Annotated in this window: 14 protein-coding genes and 1 tRNA gene; 7 read left to right on the top strand and 8 right to left on the bottom strand. The window is 76.0% G+C overall.

Annotated elements, in window-relative coordinates; genetic code table 11:
• The first annotated feature begins 31 nt into the window (after positions 1 to 31).
• The 5 genes from ptsP to RSE42_RS07270 all read left to right on the top strand — a co-directional run bounded on the left by ptsP (position 32) and on the right by RSE42_RS07270 (position 5,875).
• The gene (gene ptsP / locus RSE42_RS07290) at positions 32 to 1,735 is read left to right on the top strand and encodes a phosphoenolpyruvate--protein phosphotransferase (protein ID WP_415298416.1); all 1,704 of its coding nucleotides are present in this window, start codon (positions 32 to 34) and stop codon (positions 1,733 to 1,735) included.
• Between the two features lie 117 nt (positions 1,736 to 1,852).
• Positions 1,853 to 2,284, top strand: coding sequence for a globin (locus RSE42_RS07285; protein WP_086151515.1), 432 nt, complete (start codon positions 1,853 to 1,855; stop codon positions 2,282 to 2,284).
• A 142-nt stretch (positions 2,285 to 2,426) separates the two neighbouring features.
• On the top strand, positions 2,427 to 3,275 hold the full coding sequence (locus RSE42_RS07280) for an acyl-CoA thioesterase (protein ID WP_415298846.1): 849 nt from the start codon (positions 2,427 to 2,429) through the stop codon (positions 3,273 to 3,275).
• Positions 3,276 to 3,308: 33 nt separating this feature from the next.
• A complete protein-coding gene (locus RSE42_RS07275) occupies positions 3,309 to 4,298 on the top strand; it encodes a DNA topoisomerase IB (protein ID WP_043658689.1) in 990 nt (329 codons plus the stop codon).
• Positions 4,295 to 5,875, top strand: a complete 1,581-nt coding sequence (locus RSE42_RS07270; protein WP_415298415.1) for an SDR family oxidoreductase — start codon at positions 4,295 to 4,297, stop codon at positions 5,873 to 5,875. The genes RSE42_RS07275 and RSE42_RS07270 overlap by 4 nt, the downstream gene beginning before the upstream one ends.
• A gap of 34 nt (positions 5,876 to 5,909) precedes the next feature.
• Here RSE42_RS07270 and RSE42_RS07265 read toward each other — a convergent pair whose 3' ends face one another.
• The 8 genes from RSE42_RS07265 to RSE42_RS07230 form a co-directional block, all read right to left on the bottom strand.
• Positions 5,910 to 6,407 carry an acyl-CoA thioesterase gene (locus RSE42_RS07265; protein ID WP_043658693.1) on the bottom strand — a complete coding sequence of 166 codons (498 nt, stop codon included), beginning with the start codon at positions 6,405 to 6,407 and terminating at the stop codon, positions 5,910 to 5,912.
• A gap of 187 nt (positions 6,408 to 6,594) precedes the next feature.
• Positions 6,595 to 8,349 (bottom strand): GTPase, encoded by a 1,755-nt coding sequence (locus RSE42_RS07260; RefSeq protein WP_415298413.1) that lies wholly within the window; start codon positions 8,347 to 8,349, stop codon positions 6,595 to 6,597.
• A complete protein-coding gene (locus RSE42_RS07255) occupies positions 8,346 to 10,424 on the bottom strand; it encodes a dynamin family protein (RefSeq protein ID WP_415298411.1) in 2,079 nt (692 codons plus the stop codon). Before RSE42_RS07255 ends, RSE42_RS07260 begins: the two co-directional genes overlap by 4 nt.
• Before the next feature lie 144 nt (positions 10,425 to 10,568).
• Positions 10,569 to 10,715 carry a hypothetical protein gene (locus tag RSE42_RS07250; RefSeq protein ID WP_157446645.1) on the bottom strand — a complete coding sequence of 49 codons (147 nt, stop codon included), beginning with the start codon at positions 10,713 to 10,715 and terminating at the stop codon, positions 10,569 to 10,571.
• A gap of 142 nt (positions 10,716 to 10,857) precedes the next feature.
• Positions 10,858 to 12,540, bottom strand: coding sequence for an energy-dependent translational throttle protein EttA (gene ettA / locus RSE42_RS07245; RefSeq protein WP_021483138.1), 1,683 nt, complete (start codon positions 12,538 to 12,540; stop codon positions 10,858 to 10,860).
• A 135-nt stretch (positions 12,541 to 12,675) separates the two neighbouring features.
• Entirely contained in the window at positions 12,676 to 13,356 is a 681-nt protein-coding gene (locus RSE42_RS07240; RefSeq protein ID WP_415298409.1) for a single-stranded DNA-binding protein, read from the bottom strand.
• A gap of 44 nt (positions 13,357 to 13,400) precedes the next feature.
• Positions 13,401 to 14,987: an ABC transporter gene (locus RSE42_RS07235; RefSeq protein WP_076406691.1), complete on the bottom strand. Its 1,587-nt coding sequence runs from the start codon at positions 14,985 to 14,987 to the stop codon at positions 13,401 to 13,403.
• On the bottom strand, positions 14,984 to 16,666 hold the full coding sequence (locus RSE42_RS07230; RefSeq protein WP_415298407.1) for a GTPase: 1,683 nt from the start codon (positions 16,664 to 16,666) through the stop codon (positions 14,984 to 14,986). Before RSE42_RS07230 ends, RSE42_RS07235 begins: the two co-directional genes overlap by 4 nt.
• Before the next feature lie 132 nt (positions 16,667 to 16,798).
• Here RSE42_RS07230 and RSE42_RS07225 point away from each other — a divergent pair.
• Both RSE42_RS07225 and RSE42_RS07220 read left to right on the top strand, forming a co-directional pair.
• Positions 16,799 to 16,874: transfer RNA gene (locus RSE42_RS07225), tRNA-Arg, on the top strand.
• A gap of 307 nt (positions 16,875 to 17,181) precedes the next feature.
• Positions 17,182 to 17,751, top strand: coding sequence for a hypothetical protein (locus RSE42_RS07220; RefSeq protein ID WP_415298405.1), 570 nt, complete (start codon positions 17,182 to 17,184; stop codon positions 17,749 to 17,751).
• The last annotated feature ends 278 nt before the right edge of the window (positions 17,752 to 18,029 follow it).

Below are 18,029 nucleotides of genomic sequence, written 5' to 3'. Positions count from 1 at the left end.
GCACGCCCGAGGCGGACGAGGAGCGAGGGTCGTGACGGGCGGAACCGAGGACGAGGCACGGCAGGTCATCACGGGCATCGGCGTGTGCCCCGGCACGGTCGTCGGGCCGGTGGTGCTCATGCCGGAGGCGATCGACGAGCCGGCACCGGGGCTGCGCATGGGCCCGCGCGAGGACCACGAGGCGCAGGCGCGGCGCGTCGACGCCGCGGCGGAGCAGGTCGCGGGCGACCTCCAGCGCGCCGCCGACGCCGCCGACGGGGACGCGCGCGACGTCCTCGAGGCGACGGCGGCGATGGCGGCCGACCCCACGCTCGCGGCCGACGCGCGGCGCCGCGTGCTCGACGAGCACCTCGTCCCCGAGCGCGCGGTGTGGGAGGCCGCGGAGGAGGTCGTGCGGCAGTTCACCGAGCTCGGCGGGTACTTCGCCGAGCGCGCCCGCGACGTCGCGGACGTCCGCGACCGGCTCGTCGCGGCCCTCACCGACCGTCCCGCGCCCGGGGTGCCCGAGCACACCGAGCCGTTCGTCCTCGTCGCGTACGACCTCGCGCCGTCGGCCACGGCCGCGCTCGACCCCGCGCGCGTGCTGGCGATCGTCACCGACGGCGCCGGGCCGACGTCGCACACCGCGATCGTCGCGAACGCCAAGGGCATCCCCGCGGTCGTCGCGGCCACGGGAGCGAGTGCCGCGCTCGCCCCGGAGGACGTCGTGCTGGTCGACGGTGCGGCCGGGACGGTCGTCGTGCACCCGTCGCCCGAGCAGGTGGCCGCGGCGCGGGCCCGCTCGCAGCAGGTGCGCACGTTCGACGGCACGGGCCGCACGCGCGACGGGCACCGGGTGCAGCTCCTCGCGAACGTCGGCGACCCGGCGGGCGCCGCGGCGGCGGCCGCGTCCGGCGCCGAGGGCGTCGGGCTGTTCCGCTCCGAGTTCTGCTTCCTCGACCGCGAGCAGCCGCCGACCGTCGAGGAGCAGGTCGCCGCCTACCGCACCGTCTTCCGCGAGTTCGGCGGGCGCAAGGTCGTGATCCGCACCCTCGACTCCGGCGCGGACAAGCCGCTGCACTTCCTCACCGTCGACGACGAGGAGAACCCGGCGCTCGGCGTGCGCGGGCTGCGCACCGCCGCGCGCTGGCCGGAGCTGCTCGAGCAGCAGCTCGACGCGATCGCGCAGGCGGCCGCGGCCGAGGAGGCCGAGGTGTGGGTCATGGCGCCCATGGTCTCGACCGTCGGGGAGACCGAGTGGTTCGTCGAGCGCTGCCGCGCGCACGGCCTCGAGGTGGCGGGCGTCATGGTCGAGGTCCCGAGCGCCGCCCTGCTCTCCGGGCCGATCCTCGCGCGCGCGGCGTTCGCGTCGATCGGCACCAACGACCTCACGCAGTACACGATGGCCGCGGACCGCCTCCTCGGGTCGCTCGCGGAGCTGAGCGACCCGTGGCAGCCCGCCGTGCTCCGGCTCGTCGAGGCGACGTGCGCGGGCGGGGCCCAGCAGGGCCGGCCCGTGGGCGTGTGCGGCGAGGCGGCGTCGCAGCCGGTGCTCGCCGTCGTGCTCGTCGGGCTCGGGGTGTCGTCGCTGTCCATGACGGCGCGCGCCATCCCCGACGTCGCGGCGCTCCTGCGCGAGGTCGACGTCGACGAGTGCCGACGGCTCGCGCGCCTCGCGGTCGACGCGGAGAGCGCGGCCCAGGCGCGCGCCGTCGTGCGCGAGAACCTGCCGGTGCTCGCCGAGCTCGGGCTGTGACGTGCGCCCGGACCGCCCCGGGCGGCGGCTCCGGGCTCGGGAGCGCGCCGCCGCCGGTGCGATGATGGGCCGGTGACGACCGAGCCCACCCCCCGCCCGACGCTGCCCGTCGCCGGACTGTCGAACGGCGCGCCGGCCGACCCCGCGGGTGCGACCGCGCCGGTCCGCCCGAGCCGCACGTTCTACGACGAGGTCGGCGGGCACGAGACGTTCGTGCGCCTCGTCGACGCGTTCTACGAGGGCGTCGCGGACGACCCGGTCATGCGGCCCATGTACCCCGAGGAGGACCTCGGCCCGGCGCGCTGGCGGCTCACCGCGTTCCTCGAGCAGTACTGGGGCGGCCCGACGACGTACAGCGAGCAGCGCGGCCACCCGCGCCTGCGCATGCGGCACGCGCCCTTCAAGGTCAACCCCGACGCGCGCGACCGCTGGCTCGCGCACATGCGCGCCGCCGTCGACACCCTGGACCTGCCGCCGATCCAGGAGGCGACGCTGTGGGACTATCTGGAGCGCGCGGCGCACTCCCTCCTCAACACCTTCGAGGACTGACCGACCCGCCGCCCGAGCGAAGGAGCCCCCACCCGTGACCCCCGAGCCCACCCCGCCGTCGACCTCCTCGGCCTCCCCCGGCCCGACGTCGGACGCCGCCCCGCGCGAGCAGGTCCCGAACCCGCTGAGCCACCTCCTCGACGTGCTGCGCCTCGAGCGGGTCGGCGACGGCGACGGGTCGGCCGCCGACCCGGAGCACTTCCGCGGGGTCTCCGTGCACCAGCCGACGGGCCGCGTCTACGGCGGGCAGGTGCTCGCGCAGGCGGTCCTCGCCGCGGGCCGCACCGTCCCCGAGGGCCGGCTCCCCCACTCGCTGCACGGGTACTTCCTGCGCCCCGGCGGCCTCGACGTGCCGATCGACTTCGCGGTCGAGCGGCTGCGCGACGGGCGTTCGTTCAGCGCCCGGCGGACGCACGCGATCCAGCACGGCAAGCCGATCCTGTCGATGATCTCCTCGTTCCAGGAGGAGCAGGGCGGCATCGAGCACGCGTCCGAGATGCCCGCCGCCCCGGCCCCCGAGGACGTGCCGTCCGCGCTCGACGTGCTCGGCGGCATCGACCACCCCATCGCGCGGTTCTGGTCGCACCACTCGGCGTTCGAGCTGCGGCACGTGGGCGGGTCGCTCTACCTGCACCCGGACCACGAGCCCAAGGACCACCAGATGGTGTGGATGCGCGCGCGGGGCGACGTCGGCGACGACCAGCTGCTGCACCGTGCGCTCATGGCGTACGCGTGCGACCAGGTCATGCTCGAGCCGATCCTGCGCCAGGCGGGCACGAGCTGGGTCACGCCCGACATGTCGATCGCGAGCCTCGACCACGCGATGTGGTGGCACCGCGACGTGCGCGTGGACGAGTGGCTGCTCTACGCGCAGTCGGCCCCGAGCGCCCAGGGCGGCCGAGGGCTCGGCGCCGCGCGGGTGTTCGCGCAGGACGGCACGCTCGTCGCGTCGATCGCCCAGGAGGGCATGGTCCGCCTCCCCGCGCTCTGACGGGCGACGGACGCGCGTCGGCCCGACACTGTCCTGGTGCGACTGCGCCGCGTGACCGTGACCTCGCCGGGGTACACCCGCCGCCCGAAGGGCGACGCGTGGGTGTTCCTCGACGTCGAGGGCCTGCCCCTGGCCGACGAGGAGGAGGTCGCGCGCTGCGAGCGCCTCGCCGTCCCGCCCGCGTGGTCCGACGTCTGGATCTGCCGGTACCCCAACGGCCACATCCAGGCGTTCGGCCGGGACGTCGCCGGGCGCGGCCAGTACCTCTACCACGAGCAGTGGCAGGTGCGGCGGGCCCGACGCAAGCACGACCACGTGCTCGACGTCGGCCGTCGCCTGCCCGCCGCCCGGCGCCGGGTCGCGCGCGAGCTCGAGCTCCCCGGCATGCCGCGCGAGAAGGTGCTGGCGCTCGCGTTCCGGCTGCTCGACCTCGCGTACTTCCGGGCGGGCGGCGAGATCTACGCGAAGCAGAACAACAGCTACGGCCTCGCCACGATCCGCAAGGAGCACGCGCGCGTCCGCCGCGACGGGAGCGTGCACTTCCACTACCCGGCGAAGTCGGGCCAGGTGCGTGACGTCGTCGTCGAGGACCCGGTGGTCGCCGAGCTCGTGACGACGCTCAAGCGACGCCGGGGCGGCGTCGAGCTGCTCGCGTGGCGCGACGCGGACGCGACCGGCAGCGCGGTGTGGCACGACGTCACGAGCGCCGACGTCCAGGCCGGCATCAAGGAGCGCCTGGGCGACGACGCGACGCCCAAGGACTTCCGCACGTGGCACGCGACGGTGCTCGCGGCGCGCGCCCTCGCCGACGCCGGCACGGCGCCCGCGTCCGAGCGCGCCCGGCGCCGCGTCGTCACGGGGATCGTCAAGGACGTCGCGGAGGAGCTCGGGAACACGCCCGCCGTGGCGAGGTCGTCGTACATCGACCCGCGGCTGTTCGACCTGTGGGAGCGGGGCGAGACCATCGGGTCGACGCGCTCGCAGACGCGCGCCGAGCGCGAGGTCCTGGAGCTCCTCGGATGAGGGCCGCGGTCACCGGGGTCACCGGGTACGTCGGCGGGCGGCTCGTGCCCGAGCTGCTCCGCGCCGGCTTCGAGGTCCGCGCGCTCGCCCGGCACCCCGAGCGGCTCGCGGGCCGCGAGTGGGTGGACGACGTCGAGCTCGTCGAGGCCGACGCGAGCGACCTGGACCAGATCCGGGCGGCGCTCCAGGGCGCCGACGTGGCGTACTACCTCGTGCACTCGCTCGGCACCGGGCGCACGTTCGAGGTCCGCGACAGGCGCACCGCGCTGACGTTCGCGCGCGCGGCGCGCGAGGCCGGCGTGCGGCGCATCGTCTACCTCGGCGGGCTGTTCCCCGACGTGCCGGAGGGCGAGCTGTCGCCGCACCTCGCGTCGCGCAAGGAGGTCGGGGAGATCCTGCTCGCGTCGGGCGTCCCGACGACCGTCCTGCGCGCCGCGGTCATCCTCGGCTCGGGCTCCGCGTCGTTCGAGATGATGCGCTACCTCACCGAGCGGCTCCCGGCCATGACGACCCCGAAGTGGGTCGACAACCGCATCCAGCCGATCGCGGTCCGCGACGTGCTGCGCTACCTCGTCGGCTCGGCCTCGATGCCCGACGACGTGTCGCGCGGCTTCGACATCGGCGGCCCCGACGTGCTCACCTACCGCGACATGATGCAGCGGTACGCGCGCGTGGCGAACCTCCCCCGACGGCGCATCGTCAGCGTGCCGGTGCTCACGCCCCGGCTGTCGTCGCACTGGGTCGGGCTCGTCACGCCCGTGCCGAGCGGCATCGCCCGACCCCTCGTCGAGTCGCTCCAGCACGAGGTCGTGTGCCACGAGCACGACATCGCGCAGTACGTGCCCGACCCGCCCGAGGGGCTCATCGGGTTCGACCGGGCCGTCGAGCTCGCGCTGGAGCGCATCCACGACGGCGAGGTCACGACGCGCTGGTCGTCCGCGTCGGTGCCCGGGGCGCCGTCGGACCCGCTGCCGAGCGACCCCGACTGGGCGGGCGGCTCGCTCTACGTGGACGAGCGCCGCACCGTCGTGGACGCGCCGCGCGAGGTGCTCTGGCGCGTGATCGAGGAGATCGGCGGGCAGGGCGGCTGGTACTCGTGGTCGCTCGCGTGGCGCGTGCGCGGCCTCATGGACCGGGTCGTCGGCGGGCCGGGCCTGCGCCGCGGCCGGCGCGACGAGCGCTACCTCCGCGTCGACGACGAGCTCGACTGGTGGCGCGTCGAGGCGATCGAGCCCGGGCGTCGGCTCCTGCTGCGCGCCGAGATGCGGCTCCCGGGCCTCGCGTGGCTCGAGCTGCGCGTCGACGAGGCGGCGGCCGAGCTCCCCGACGCGACGGACCCCGACGCCCCGGGGCCCTCGCCGGAGGACGCCAGCGGGCCGGGCCGGACCTACTTCGCGCAGCGCGCGCTGTTCCACCCGCACGGGCTCGCGGGCCAGCTCTACTGGTGGGCCGTCAAGCCGTTCCACGGCGTGGTGTTCGGCGGGATGCAGCGCAACGTCGCCGAGGCCGCCGAGCGCGCCGCGCGCAGCGGTCGCCCCTCCGCGGACCGGCCGCGGGACGGCCGAGAGGCGGGCTGACCGGAGCGGCGACGCACGCCGCCGCTCCGAGGGCTCAGCGGCGCCGGCGGAACGTCAGCGGCTCCTCGACGAACGGCTCCCACGCCGCGCGCTCGGCCTCGCTGATGCGTCGGGGCGAGCCCGTCGCGGCGTCGACCACGACGATCGTCGTCGCGGCCTTCGCGTACGGGGCGCCGCCCGAGGTGGGGCCGGTGCGCTCGAAGCGCGCGGCGCCGTCGTGCACCTCGTAGCAGACCTCCAGGCTGGCCCCGCCGAGGTGCCCGATCCACAGCTCGACGCGGACGGGCGTGCGCGTGAACCCGAGCGGGCGCAGGTACTCGATCTCCTGCCGGGCGACGAGCGTGTGGCTCGTCGCGTGCGGGCCGGTCTCCAGGACGGCCGTCGGCCAGGCGTCCTCCCCCGCGTCCGGGTGGGTCCAGAACGCGGTGATGCGGGCGTCCTCCAGCAGGCGGAACATCTCGACGTTGTTGACGTGCGCGTACGCGTCGAGGTCCGACCACCGCAGGGAGACGGGGACGTGCAGACGGGTCATGGAGGGTCCTCTCGCTCGACGGTGCGGCCCGGCGCGACCGGCGGGACAGGTGCCCCGGTCACCGGACCGGGTCCATTCTCCACCGGCCCGCCGACCACGAGGCTCCTCCGCGCCGAGCACGAGGTTGCCGTCGTCCTGGCGCCCAGGACGACAGCAACCTCGTGCTCGGCGACTGGAGGTCGGACGGTCAGGACGCGGCGACGAGAGCCGCGGCGCGGCAGCTCGCGAGCGCGGAGAGCTCCTCGCCCACGGGGAGCCGCACGAGTCGGTCGGCCACCTGGCCGACGGCGTCGCGCAGCCGCCGTCGGGCGCGCGCCGCCCGCCGTCGTCCGCCCACCGCGGCCGCGGCGCGGGACACGAGCGCGACGAGCACGCCCACGACGATCCCCCCGAGCGCGAGCAACGTCGGCCACGGCAGCTCCGGGGCTCCGGGACCGCCGAGCGTGAGGACCGGCGTCGGCGGCTCGGGCAGGCGCAGGTAGGTGAACCCCCACAGCGCGGCGAGCCACAGCAGGCCCACGACGAGCGCCGCGAGCACGAGCCACTGGAACGCGCCGACGACGCGCCACCACACCGGACGGCGGGCCGCCTCGAGCTCCGTCCCCGCGACGGCCTGGTCGAGCGCGTCGGCGAGGTCCGCCGCACCCTCGGACGCCCGACGGCGCACGGCGAGCGCCCAGTCGTCCGGCACGGCCGCGGTGGCCTCGGCCGCGTAGTCGCGCACCGCCGTCTGGGCACCGGCCCGCAGCGCGGCACCGACCGCCGGGAGCGAGGTCCGCGCGAGCTCGGGCCGGCTCGCGGTCTCGGCCGTGCCCAGCTCCTTCGCCGCCCGCGCGCGGGCCGAGCCCGGCGCGGGGCCAGTGCGCAGCCCGATGCGGCGCAGCGGGTCGGGCCGGAACCGGCCGACCCAGCGCGTCACGGGCCAGCCCGTCGCGGCGCGCGCGTCCCGCACGGCCGAGCCGCGCACGGCGGCGACGACCGTCGGGACGCCCGCCGCGGCCTCCAGGGCGTCGACGAGGCCGTCACGTGCCCGTCGCGCCGCGCGCTCCGGGACGGGCTCCCCGCACGCCGCCGCGACGCGGCGCGCGACCGCGCGCACGTCGGCCGCGAGCCGGTCGTTCGACGCACGCCGCCGGGCCGCGGCGTCCGCGAGCAGCCCCCGTAGCTCGTCCAGCCCTTGGCCGGTGCGGGCCGAGACGCCGAGCACGCGCGCGTCGGCGAGCCCGTCCTCGGCCGCGAGCCGGCGCAGGTCGGCGAGGCACGCGTCGGCGTCGGCGGGCGTGAGCCGGTCCACCTGGTTGAGCACGAGGACGACGACCGAGCCGTGCCCCGCGAGCGGGCGCAGGTAGCGCTCGTGCAGCGCGGCGTCCGCGTACTTCTGCGGGTCGACGACCCACACGAGCAGGTCGGCGCGCTCGACGAGGCGTTCCGCGCGCACGCGGTGCTCGACGACGACCGAGTCGTGGTCGGGCAGGTCGAGCAGCACGAGGCCGCTCGTCAGCTCGCCCGCGCGGCGACCGCGCAGGAGCGCGCGCAGGCCGCCGCCCGCGCGCGCGTCGCCCGGGTCCCCGGAGGTGAGCGGGGTGCCCATCTCGTGCCGTCGCCGCACCTCGAGCCAGTCGAGGAGGGCGGCCGGTCCCGCCGGGCCGGCGGCGGGTCCCGACGCGCCCCACACCGCGGCGAGCGGGTGGGACGTCGTGGGCCGCTGCACCCCGACCGTCGCGAGCTCGGTGCCCGCGAGCGCGTTGAACACCGACGACTTGCCGGAGCCGGTCGCACCCGCGAGCGCGACGACGGTGTGGTCGGCCGACAGCCCGGCCCGCTCGCGCGCGCGGGCGACGACGGTCCGCGCGTCGGCGAGCAGGTCGGCGTCGACGCGCCCCTCCCCCGCGCGCACGGCGGTCTCCAGCGCGGTCGTGCGCGCCGCGAGGTCGATCGTCATGCCTGCTCACCCCCCAGCAGGCGGCGCCAGAACCCCGGCCGCCGGGCCGGCTCTGCCGCCTCGTCCCCCGGCGCGACCGCGGACTCGTCCGGAGGCGGCGGGGTCCACCCCGCGCCGCGCAGGAGACGCGCGGCGTGCCGACCCACGGCGGTCCGGCCGCCGTCCGCACCGGCCGCGACGGCGGGGCGTGCGGACCGCTCGACCCGGGCCGCGGCCTCGACCGCGCGCGCCGCCTCGAGGACCGAGCGGGCGGTCTCGTCGGCGTCGGCCGTCCCGAGGGCGTCGAGCTGCGCGGTGTAGCGCAGCGCCTCGTCGTCGAGCACCACGCGCACCCGCACCGCGAGCCGCTCGCGCGCGGTCCGCGTGAGGCGCCGCACCGCGTCGTCGCCGAACACGGCCTCCAGGAGCTTCTGCGCGAGGATCGCCGTCCCGCCCGCGATCCCGACCTCGGCGCCCGTCAGCCCGCCGGTCGAGGCGAACACCACGACCATGAGGCTCAGCCCCAGCCCGTTGATGCCGAAGGACAACGCCCGCGCGGCGCCGCGCTTGCCCGCTCCCTGCTCGCGCACGAGGTCGAGGACGTCGGACTGCCAGCCCCGGATCTCCTCCGCGACGCGCACCCGCACGCCCGCGGACGACCGCGCCAGGTCGAGCCCGTCGAGCAGGGCCGACCCCGCGGGGTCCGCGCGCCACCCGCCGTAGGCGCGCTCGGCCGCGACGTCCGTCGCGTCCAGGACCACCGCCTCCAGGCCGTGCGCGATCGCCTGCTCGACCTGCGGCGCCTGCGCCGGCCGCCCGCGGAAGAACGCCGCGAGCGCGTCGCGGACCCGACCGACGCCCTGCTCGACGGAGCGGAACAGCTCGCTCGTGCCCACGAAGTCCTGCCAGCGCGCGAGCACCTCGCCGCGCAGCAGCGCCCCGTCGCTCGTCGCGGCGTCCACGGTCGTCGCCGCCTCGTCGTACGCGCGCTCGACGACGGCGCGCAGGCGCGCGTCCGACGCCGCCTGCGCGTCGGCCGCACCCGCCACGAGGACCGCCCGGCGCACGAGGTCGTCCACGACCCCGTCGCGCGTCGCGGTCGCGACCCGGTCCCGCTCGTCGCCGTCCGCCCCGAGCGCGGACAGCCACGACGCCACCGCGGCGACCGCCCGCTCGGGGAGGAAGCCGTCGACGAGCTCGGACTCTCCCACGACGAAGAGCGTCGCGGCGTCGAGGCCGTTCTCGTCCATCATCCGGCGCAGGTCGTCCGCCACGGCCTCGGTGCCCGGGTCGACCCGGTCGAGGACCATCGCGACCTGCGCACGGCGCTCGGCGGCACGGTGCAGGAGGTCCCACGGGACGGCGTCGGCGTAGCGGGCGGCCGTCGTGACGAACAGCCACAGGTCGGCCGCGGCGAGGAGCTGCGCGGCGAGCTCGCGGTTCGCCGTCTCCACGGAGTCGACGTCGGGCGCGTCCACGAGCGCGAGGCCCTGCGGCAGCGCGTCGCTCGCGACGAGGCGCAGCGTGCGCGTCGGGTCGGGCGGCGTGGCGGGCTCGCCGGGCCTGGTCCCGGGACCGGTCGGGGTGCCGGTCGGCGTGCCGGGGGCCGCCGACCGCGCGCCGTGCTCGCTCACGCGCGCGAGACCGGGCAGCACGCGGTCGGTCGAGAACCAGCGCTCGTCGAGCGGGTGGTGGACGAGGACGGGAGCCCGCGTCGTCGGGCGCAGCACGCCGGGCGCCGAGACGTGCTCGCCGAGGAGGGAGTTCACGAGCGTCGACTTCCCCGCTCCGGTCGACCCGCCGACGACGACGAGCAGCGGAGCCGCGTGCGAGCGCAGCCGGGGTAGCAGGTAGTCGTCGAGCTGGTGGACCGCGAGGCCGAGGTCCTCGCGCGCGAGCGCCGCGCCGGGCAGGTCGAGCGGGAGCCGCGTGGCGGCGAGCCGCCCCCGCAGGATCTCCAGCGCCTCGACGAGCCCCGTGGTCGCCGAGGCGCTCGCCGCGACCCCGCCGGCGCGCGGTCCGTCGGGGCGCGTGCCGTCGGGGGTCGGCGCGTCCGGACGGACCGCGTCGTCTCCGGAGTCACCGCTGGCCGTCATCCCGTCAGTCTGCCGGAATGCCGCTGGCCAGGCCCGATGGGACACGGCACGGCCGTCCCCCGCACCCGGCGAGATCGACGCGCACGGGTCGAGACCGCCCCTGCGAGGGGCGACCGCGACCGCACGAGCCGGTCTCGCGGAGGGTCACTCCCCCAGGCGGTGCCGGAGCCACGCGACCCCGACCTCGGCCTGCGCCCGCTGGAACGCGCGCAGGTGCGGGATGCCCGGCGGCGCCGGGTCGAGCGAGGACTTGAGGAAGTAGCCGGTCAGCGCGGCGAGGTAGGAGGTCACGGCGTCGGGCTCGGCGTCGCGCGGCAGAGGGTGACGCCGCAGCACCTCCTCGGGCGGCGGCCAGGACGGGCCCGGACGCGCCGACGCCGGGCGGGAACGGGTCCCGCCCGGCGTCGTAGCCGATCCGTACGACGACGGTCGCTCAGTCGCGCGTGAGCTTGCGGTACGTCACGCGGTGCGGGCGGGCCGCCTCCGCGCCGAGACGCTCCACCTTGTTCTCCTCGTAGGAGGCGAAGTTGCCCTCGAACCAGTACCAGCTCGCCGGGTTCTCCTCGGTGCCCTCGTACGCGAGGATGTGGGTCGCCACGCGGTCGAGGAACCACCGGTCGTGGGACACCACGACGGCGCAGCCCGGGAACTCGAGCAGCGCATTCTCGAGCGAGCCCAGCGTCTCGACGTCGAGGTCGTTCGTCGGCTCGTCGAGCAGCAGGAGGTTGCCGCCCTGCTTGAGCGTCAGCGCGAGGTTGAGGCGGTTGCGCTCACCACCCGACAGGACGCCCGCAGGCTTCTGCTGGTCCGGGCCCTTGAACCCGAACGACGCGACGTACGCGCGCGACGGGATCTCGACGTTGCCGACCTTGATGAAGTCGAGGCCGTCGGACACGACCTCCCACAGCGTCTTCTTCGGGTCGATACCGCCGCGCGACTGGTCGACGTACGAGATCGACACGGTCTCGCCGACCTTGAGCTCGCCGCCGTCCAGCGGCTCGAGCCCGACGATCGTCTTGAACAGCGTCGTCTTACCGACGCCGTTCGGGCCGATGACACCGACGATGCCGTTGCGCGGCAGCGTGAAGCTCAGGCCGTCGATGAGCTGGCGGCCGTCGAAGCCCTTCTGGAGGTTCGACGCCTCGAGGACCAGGTTGCCCAGGCGCGGGCCCGGCGGGATCTGGATCTCCTCGAAGTCGAGCTTCCTCGTGCGCTCGGCCTCAGCAGCCATCTCCTCGTAGCGGGCGAGACGCGCCTTCGACTTGGTCTGGCGGCCCTTCGCGTTCGAGCGGACCCACTCGAGCTCGTCCTTCAGGCGCTTGGCGAGCTTCGCGTCCTTCTTGCCCTGGACCTGGAGACGCTCCTGCTTCTTCTCCAGGTACGTCGAGTAGTTGCCCTCGTACGGGTAGAGGCGCCCACGGTCGACCTCGCAGATCCACTCCGCGACGTGGTCGAGGAAGTAGCGGTCGTGCGTGACGGCGAGGATTGCGCCCGGGTACGTCGCGAGGTGCTGCTCGAGCCAGAGCACGGACTCGGCGTCCAGGTGGTTCGTGGGCTCGTCGAGCAGCAGCAGGTCCGGCTTCTCGAGCAGGAGCTTGCACAGCGCGACGCGGCGTCGCTCACCACCGGAGAGCACCGACACGTCGGCGTCCGGCGGCGGGCAGCGCAGCGCGTCCATCGCCTGCTCGAGCTGCGAGTCGAGGTCCCACGCGTCGGCGGCGTCGATCGCCTCCTGGAGCGTGCCCATCTCGGCGAGGAGCGCGTCGAAGTCCGCGTCGGGCTCCGCCATGAGCGCGGAGATCTCGTCGAAGCGCTGCTTCTTGGCGAGGATGTCGGCAACGGCCTCCTGGACGTTGCCGAGCACCGTCTTCTCCTCGTTGAGCGGCGGCTCCTGCAGCAGGATGCCGACGCTGTACCCCGGGGAGAGGCGCGCCTCACCGTTCGAGGGCGTGTCCAGGCCGGCCATGATCTTGAGGATCGTGGACTTCCCGGCGCCGTTGGGGCCCACGACGCCGATCTTGGCGCCGGGCAGGAAGTTCAGGGAGACGTCGTCGAGGATGACCTTGTCTCCGTGCGCCTTGCGCGCCTTGTACATGGAGTAGATGAACTCAGCCACAGCCTGTCGTTCCACCGTTTCGGTCGGGAGAGGTACGGGATTCGTCGACCACTCAGCCTACGCGGTCGGGCCGCCGGGACGCGCCCGACGGCGCCGCGACCGGTCGAAGGTCACGACGCCGTCCCGTCCCACGGCTCAGGCGGCCGCCGTCGCGCTCCCCTTCCGGGCGGTGCGGGCACGCGGCGCACGGGCGCCCGACGCGTCGGGCTCCCCGCCCAGCGCCGCCGCGACGTCCGCCGTCGCCCAGGGGTCGTCGGCGGGAGGCTCGTCGAGAGCGGGCTCGCCGGGGGCGGACTCACCGCCGCGGTCGCCCGGCCCCGCGCCCGCCTCGCCCCCACCCGCGGCGTCAGGCACGCCGGTCGGGTCGAGCGTGCCGGCCGCAGCGGGCGGGACGCCGTCGACCGCGTCGGCGGGGCCGCCCTCGGTGCGGCGCGTGGCGTCGTCGTCGCGGCGGTGCACCGTGCGCGTGAACCGCGCCTCGCCGAGCGTGAGGTCCGGGCCGAGCGCCGTCGCCTCGACGACGAGGCTCGTGCGCGGGCCGTCCGGGCCGTCCCACTCGTCGAGCGAGAGCCGGCCCGTGACGACGACCGGGTCGCCCTTGTGGAGCGAGAGCGCGACGTTGCGCGCGGTGTTCTTCCACGCCTTGACCGTGAACCACAGCGTGCGCCCGTCGACCCACTCACCGCGCTCGCGGTCGAGGTAGCGCCGGGTCTGGGCGATCCGGAAGCTCGTGAAGTCGTTGCCCGACTGCGAGCGGAACAGCGTGGGCGTGGTCGCGACGAAGCCGGACAGCGTGACCGTGACGTCACCGGGCATGGTTCCTCCTGAGGTCGACGGCCAGGCTGGTCCCGGCCACCGCCTCAGGGTGCGGTGGGAGCGGCGGGGGCGTCCGGCGTCGGGCCCTCGCCTGTGGACGAGCCTGCGCCGTCCATGCCTGGGGGTAGCCGTAGGGCCCCGGTGAGCGGTGCGGCGGGGGTCTTGTCCCGCGCGGACTGCGCCAGCTCGCGCACCTGCCGGTGCAGGTCGAGGAGCTCCTGGGTGGGCCGGCCCATCGCGTCCTGCACGACGCGCTCGATCGCGCCCCGCCCGGAGGCGAGGACCTGCTGCTCCCGGCGTCGGGCGAGCGTGCGCCGCACCTGGAGCGCGACGAGGAACGCGACCACGGCGCCCAGGACGGCGACCGCCGCCACGACCGCGCACACCGTGACGAGCGTGCGCCCGAGGTCGAGCACGCGCAGCGACCCGAGCACCGCCAGGACCCCCGCCACGACCCCGACCGCGAGCGCCGACCAGGCCGCGCGCCGCGTGGGGCGCGAGGACGACGGCCCGCGCGTGTCGAGGGGGATCTTCGCGAGCGCGGACCGCGTCGCCTCGGCGACGCGCGGAGACGGCGCGACGGCCTCGTCGAGGGCCTTCTGCCAGCCGGACCGCAGCGAGCGCCCCGCGCGCGCGAGCCAGCGCGAGCGCGACAGGGCGACGGCGTCGGGCTGCGGCGGCGAGAACTCGGGCCGCCCGTACCCGTTGCGCACGGCCGCGCCGACCTGGCCCGCGACCGCGGCGAGGCCCGTCGCGTCGGCGAGCGCGTCGACCTCCTCCTCGACGGCCGTGCTCATCGTCCACGGGACGTCGCCCGGGAGCTGCTCCAGGAGGAGCGCCCCGGCGCGGTCGAGCTCGCCCGCGACGCGGCTCGCGGCGACGCTGCGTCGCGCGACCGCCTGCTCGAGCAGCGACCGCAGCTCGTCCAGGCCCTCGCCGGTGCGCGCGGAGACGGTGGTGACGTAGACGCCGTCGAGCCCGTCCTCCTGCAGGAGGCGGCCCATGTCCTCGACGAGCGACGCGCGGCGTGCCTCGGGGACGGTGTCGATCTGGTTGAGCGCGACGACCATGGAGCCCTCGAGCCCCGTCGACTTCTGCAGGTAGCCCGAGTGCAGCGCGTCGTCGGCGTACTTCTGCGGGTCGACGACCCACACGAGCAGGTCGACGAGCGGCAGCACCCGGTCCACGACGGCGCGGTGGGCGGGCTCGATCGAGTCGTGGTCCGGGAGGTCGAGCAGGACGAGGCCGCCGAGCGCCGACTCGTCCTCGGCGTCGAGCTCGCCGTCGCGCGTGATACGACGCTCGGGGTCGACGTCGAGCCAGTCGAGCAGCGCCGTCGCGGCGTCGCTCCACGAGCACGCCGTGACCCGGGCCGTCGTGGGCCGCTTGACGCCGACGTCCGCGAAGTCGAGGCGCGACACCCGGTTGAAGAGGCTGGACTTGCCCGACCCGGTGCCGCCCGCGAGCGCGACGACGGTGTGGTCGACGCCGAGCGCGAGCCGTTCGCGCACGCCGCCGATCGCGTCGCGCACCTGGGCCGCGACGGCGGGGTCGAGGCGGTCGCCCGCGAGGTCCACCGCGCGCGCGAGGTCGTCGACCCGGGCGCGCAGCTGGGCGTCGTGGGACGTCACATGAGCCTCCTCAGCTCGGCGAGTCGTAGGCGCAGGCCGACGGCGGCGTCCGCGGCGAGCGCAGGGTCGGCGAGCGTCGTGAGGACCGGCTCGGCCTCCCGCTCGACCATGGTCGCGGCCCGGTCGGCGAGGTCGTCGCGCAGCGCGGCGACCGCCTCGTCGCCCTCGTCCGCGAGCACGGTGCGCACGAGCCGGGCGGCGTCGTCGTTCCCTGCCGCGCCGGCGAGGAGCAGCGCCGCGACGCCCGTCTCCCCGAACGCCTTCACCGCGGCACGGCCCGCCTCCGACGCCGACGGCGCGCCGAACGCGGCCACCACGTGCTCGGCGCGCGTCGCCCACTGCTGCACCTGGGTCGTCGCGGACGCCTCCCGGCGCGCGGCGGCGGCGTCCTCGGCGGGCAGGACGGCGGCCCCGCCGGGCAGCGGGCGGTCGCCGTCGAGCGCCGCCCGCAGCGCCTCGTACGCGAGGACGCCGTCCGCGGCGAGCGTGCGCCGCGCCGCGTCGCGGGTCTCGTCGAGCAGCGGGGCGAGCACCAGGTCGCGCGCGCGGCCCCGGCGGCGGGACGACCGCACGACGCCGCCCCGCACCTTGACGCGGTCGACGCGCGCGGCACCCGTCACCTGGGCCCAGCGCGCCTCGAGCGACCCGTGCGCGACGGCGCCGTCCAGCGCGGTGCGGCGCGCGGTCTCCTGCACGGGCGGCAGCGCCCGCTCGACGGCGGAGCGCAGGTCCGCCGCGGCCTCGACCTGCTCCTCCACCGCGTCCGAGACGCCGGTGACCCAGTCGGGCAGGGCCGCGAGCGACCCCTTGAGCGTGCGCACGATCACCGCGCGGGAGCGGTCCGGGCCCGCGAGCATCGTCAGCCAGCGCGCGACCGGCGCGACGACCGAGCGGTCGAGCAAGCCCTCGTGCGGGCCGACGTCGGGCACGACGAACAGCGGCACGCCGTCCATGCCGTGGTCGCGCAGCCGCTGGAGCAGGTCGCCGCGGATCGTCGTGAGCGTCTCGCGCGGGACGCGGTTGAGGACCATCGCGACGCTCGCGCCGCGCTCCTTCGCGCGCGACAGCGCCTGCCACGGCAGCGCGTCGCCGTAGCGCGACGCGGTCGTGACGAACAGCCACAGGTCCGCCGCCTCGAGGAGCAGGCTGGCCGTGTCGCGGTTCTCCGACAGCAGCGAGTCGAGGTCCGGGGCGTCGAGCAGGCCCGTGCCGCGCGGCACGCCGTCGTGGTCGATCACGCGCGCCACGCGCGTCACCGGGCCCTCGACGATGACGTCCGCGTCGAGCGGGTTGAACGCGAGCACCGGCTCGCGCGTCGTGGGCCGCAGCACGCCTGCCTGCGACACCTCCTCGCCGAGCAGCGAGTTGTACAGCGTCGACTTGCCCGCCCCCGTCGACCCCGCGATGACCACGATCGCGGGCGAGGACAGCTCCCGCAGCCGCGGCAGCAGGTGCTCGTCGAGCTGGGTGAGCAGACGACGGCGCGAGGCGTCGGCCTCGGTCGCACCGTCGATCGCGAGCGGGAGGCGCACGTCCGCCACGTCGCGGCGCAGGTCGCGCGCGACGTCGAAGACCGTGACACCGAGCTCCTCGGTCGCCTGAGCGGGGCGCCACGAGCCCGGCGACCGGCCGGCCGAGGTGGCGCTCGCGTCGCTCGTGGCGGCGTCTGGGGTTCTCACTGGTTCATAGTGACCGCTGTCGAGGGCCCCGCCAAACGCACGCGCCGGACGACGCACGACCACCCGACCTGCGGCTCCACCACCGCGGCCCCACCTCCCGAGCACGCCCGGCTCCCACTACGATGGGCGCGCGCCTCGATAGCTCAATGGATAGAGCAACGGCCTTCTAATCCGTAGGTTGCAGGTTCGAGTCCTGCTCGGGGCACCACGCGCGACCCCCGCGCGACGCACATCACGCCCGGGCGAGCCTGGAAGGGCCTGCGGCGCGACGGTCCCCACACGCTCGTGCCGGCAGAGGCAGCGCTCTTCCTCACCCGGGTATCTGGAACGGCGCACGTCCCTCTCTCCGGTACGTGAGTCGCTGGGGGCACGCTCGCCGTGGCGCGCTCTGCGCTGCCCTCCTCCTGGCCGTCCCGGCCACGCTCGTCGGCTCGACCGCGAGCGCCGACCTGCCCGCGACCGCCCCGTCCCCACGTTTCGCCGCCTACTCCCCCGTGACGCCCGGGACGTCGTGCGTGCCCGACGACGTCGCGGGAGTCGTCAACGCGATCGCATGGGAGGAGATCGAGCGGCTCGGGGCGCGCGGGCTACCGGTGTGCGACGTGCGGTGGCGGTTCGTCCCGGGCGGCGTCGGGTGGTGGGGCTTCGCCGACGCGGTCGTGCGGCCCGGGGAGGCGCCGCGGGTCTGGATCGTCGAGGACGTCGCCGCCTACGGTGACGACGGCGACGCGGTCGACGGAGAGCTGCTCGAGCAGCACGTCCGCACCACGGTGCGGCACGAGCTCGGGCACGTGCTCGACGCGCTGCTGGGTCTCTCGGAGGACGACCTCCGGGACCTGGTCGTGGTCGTGGTCGAGCTCGACCGCGAGCGGCCGACCCTCCGTCCCGCGCGGGAGGCGTTCGCGGAAGCGGTGACCGTCGCGCTCACCCCCGACGGCGAGGAGCGCACCTGGTTCTACGACGAGCACGTGCCCGAGGAGAACGTGCGAGCGGCGGAGCTCGTGATGGAGGCCTTCACGTCCGGTCGGCAGGAGCGGGAGCCTCGTGCCGTCGACGGAGCGCAAGGACCAGATCGCCGACCCTGAGCGACCGACGGTCGCAGGTGGGCCGCGACCAGGGCTCGTCAGCCGTCCGGGTCCCGCTCACGTCCGGCACAGCCGGGCGTCCCCGGAACGTGCCCGCGCGAGCCGACGGCGGAACTCGCCGACCGCCCGAACGTTGGTCTGACATGGGGAGTTCTCACCCTCCCGATCCCCGGAAAGGGTAAAGATCCGGCCACCGGTCGTAGATATACTCGCCCGACCGGCGCAGGCCGGTTCCACCCGGTTCGCCCGGGTCGAGGGGGGAGCCCGCGAGGGCGTCC

It is taken from the genome of Cellulosimicrobium sp. SJTW-1, from assembly GCF_047716875.1.
Lineage (GTDB): Bacteria > Actinomycetota > Actinomycetes > Actinomycetales > Cellulomonadaceae > Cellulosimicrobium > Cellulosimicrobium funkei.
This window is presented reverse-complemented; position numbering and strand designations above follow the sequence as displayed.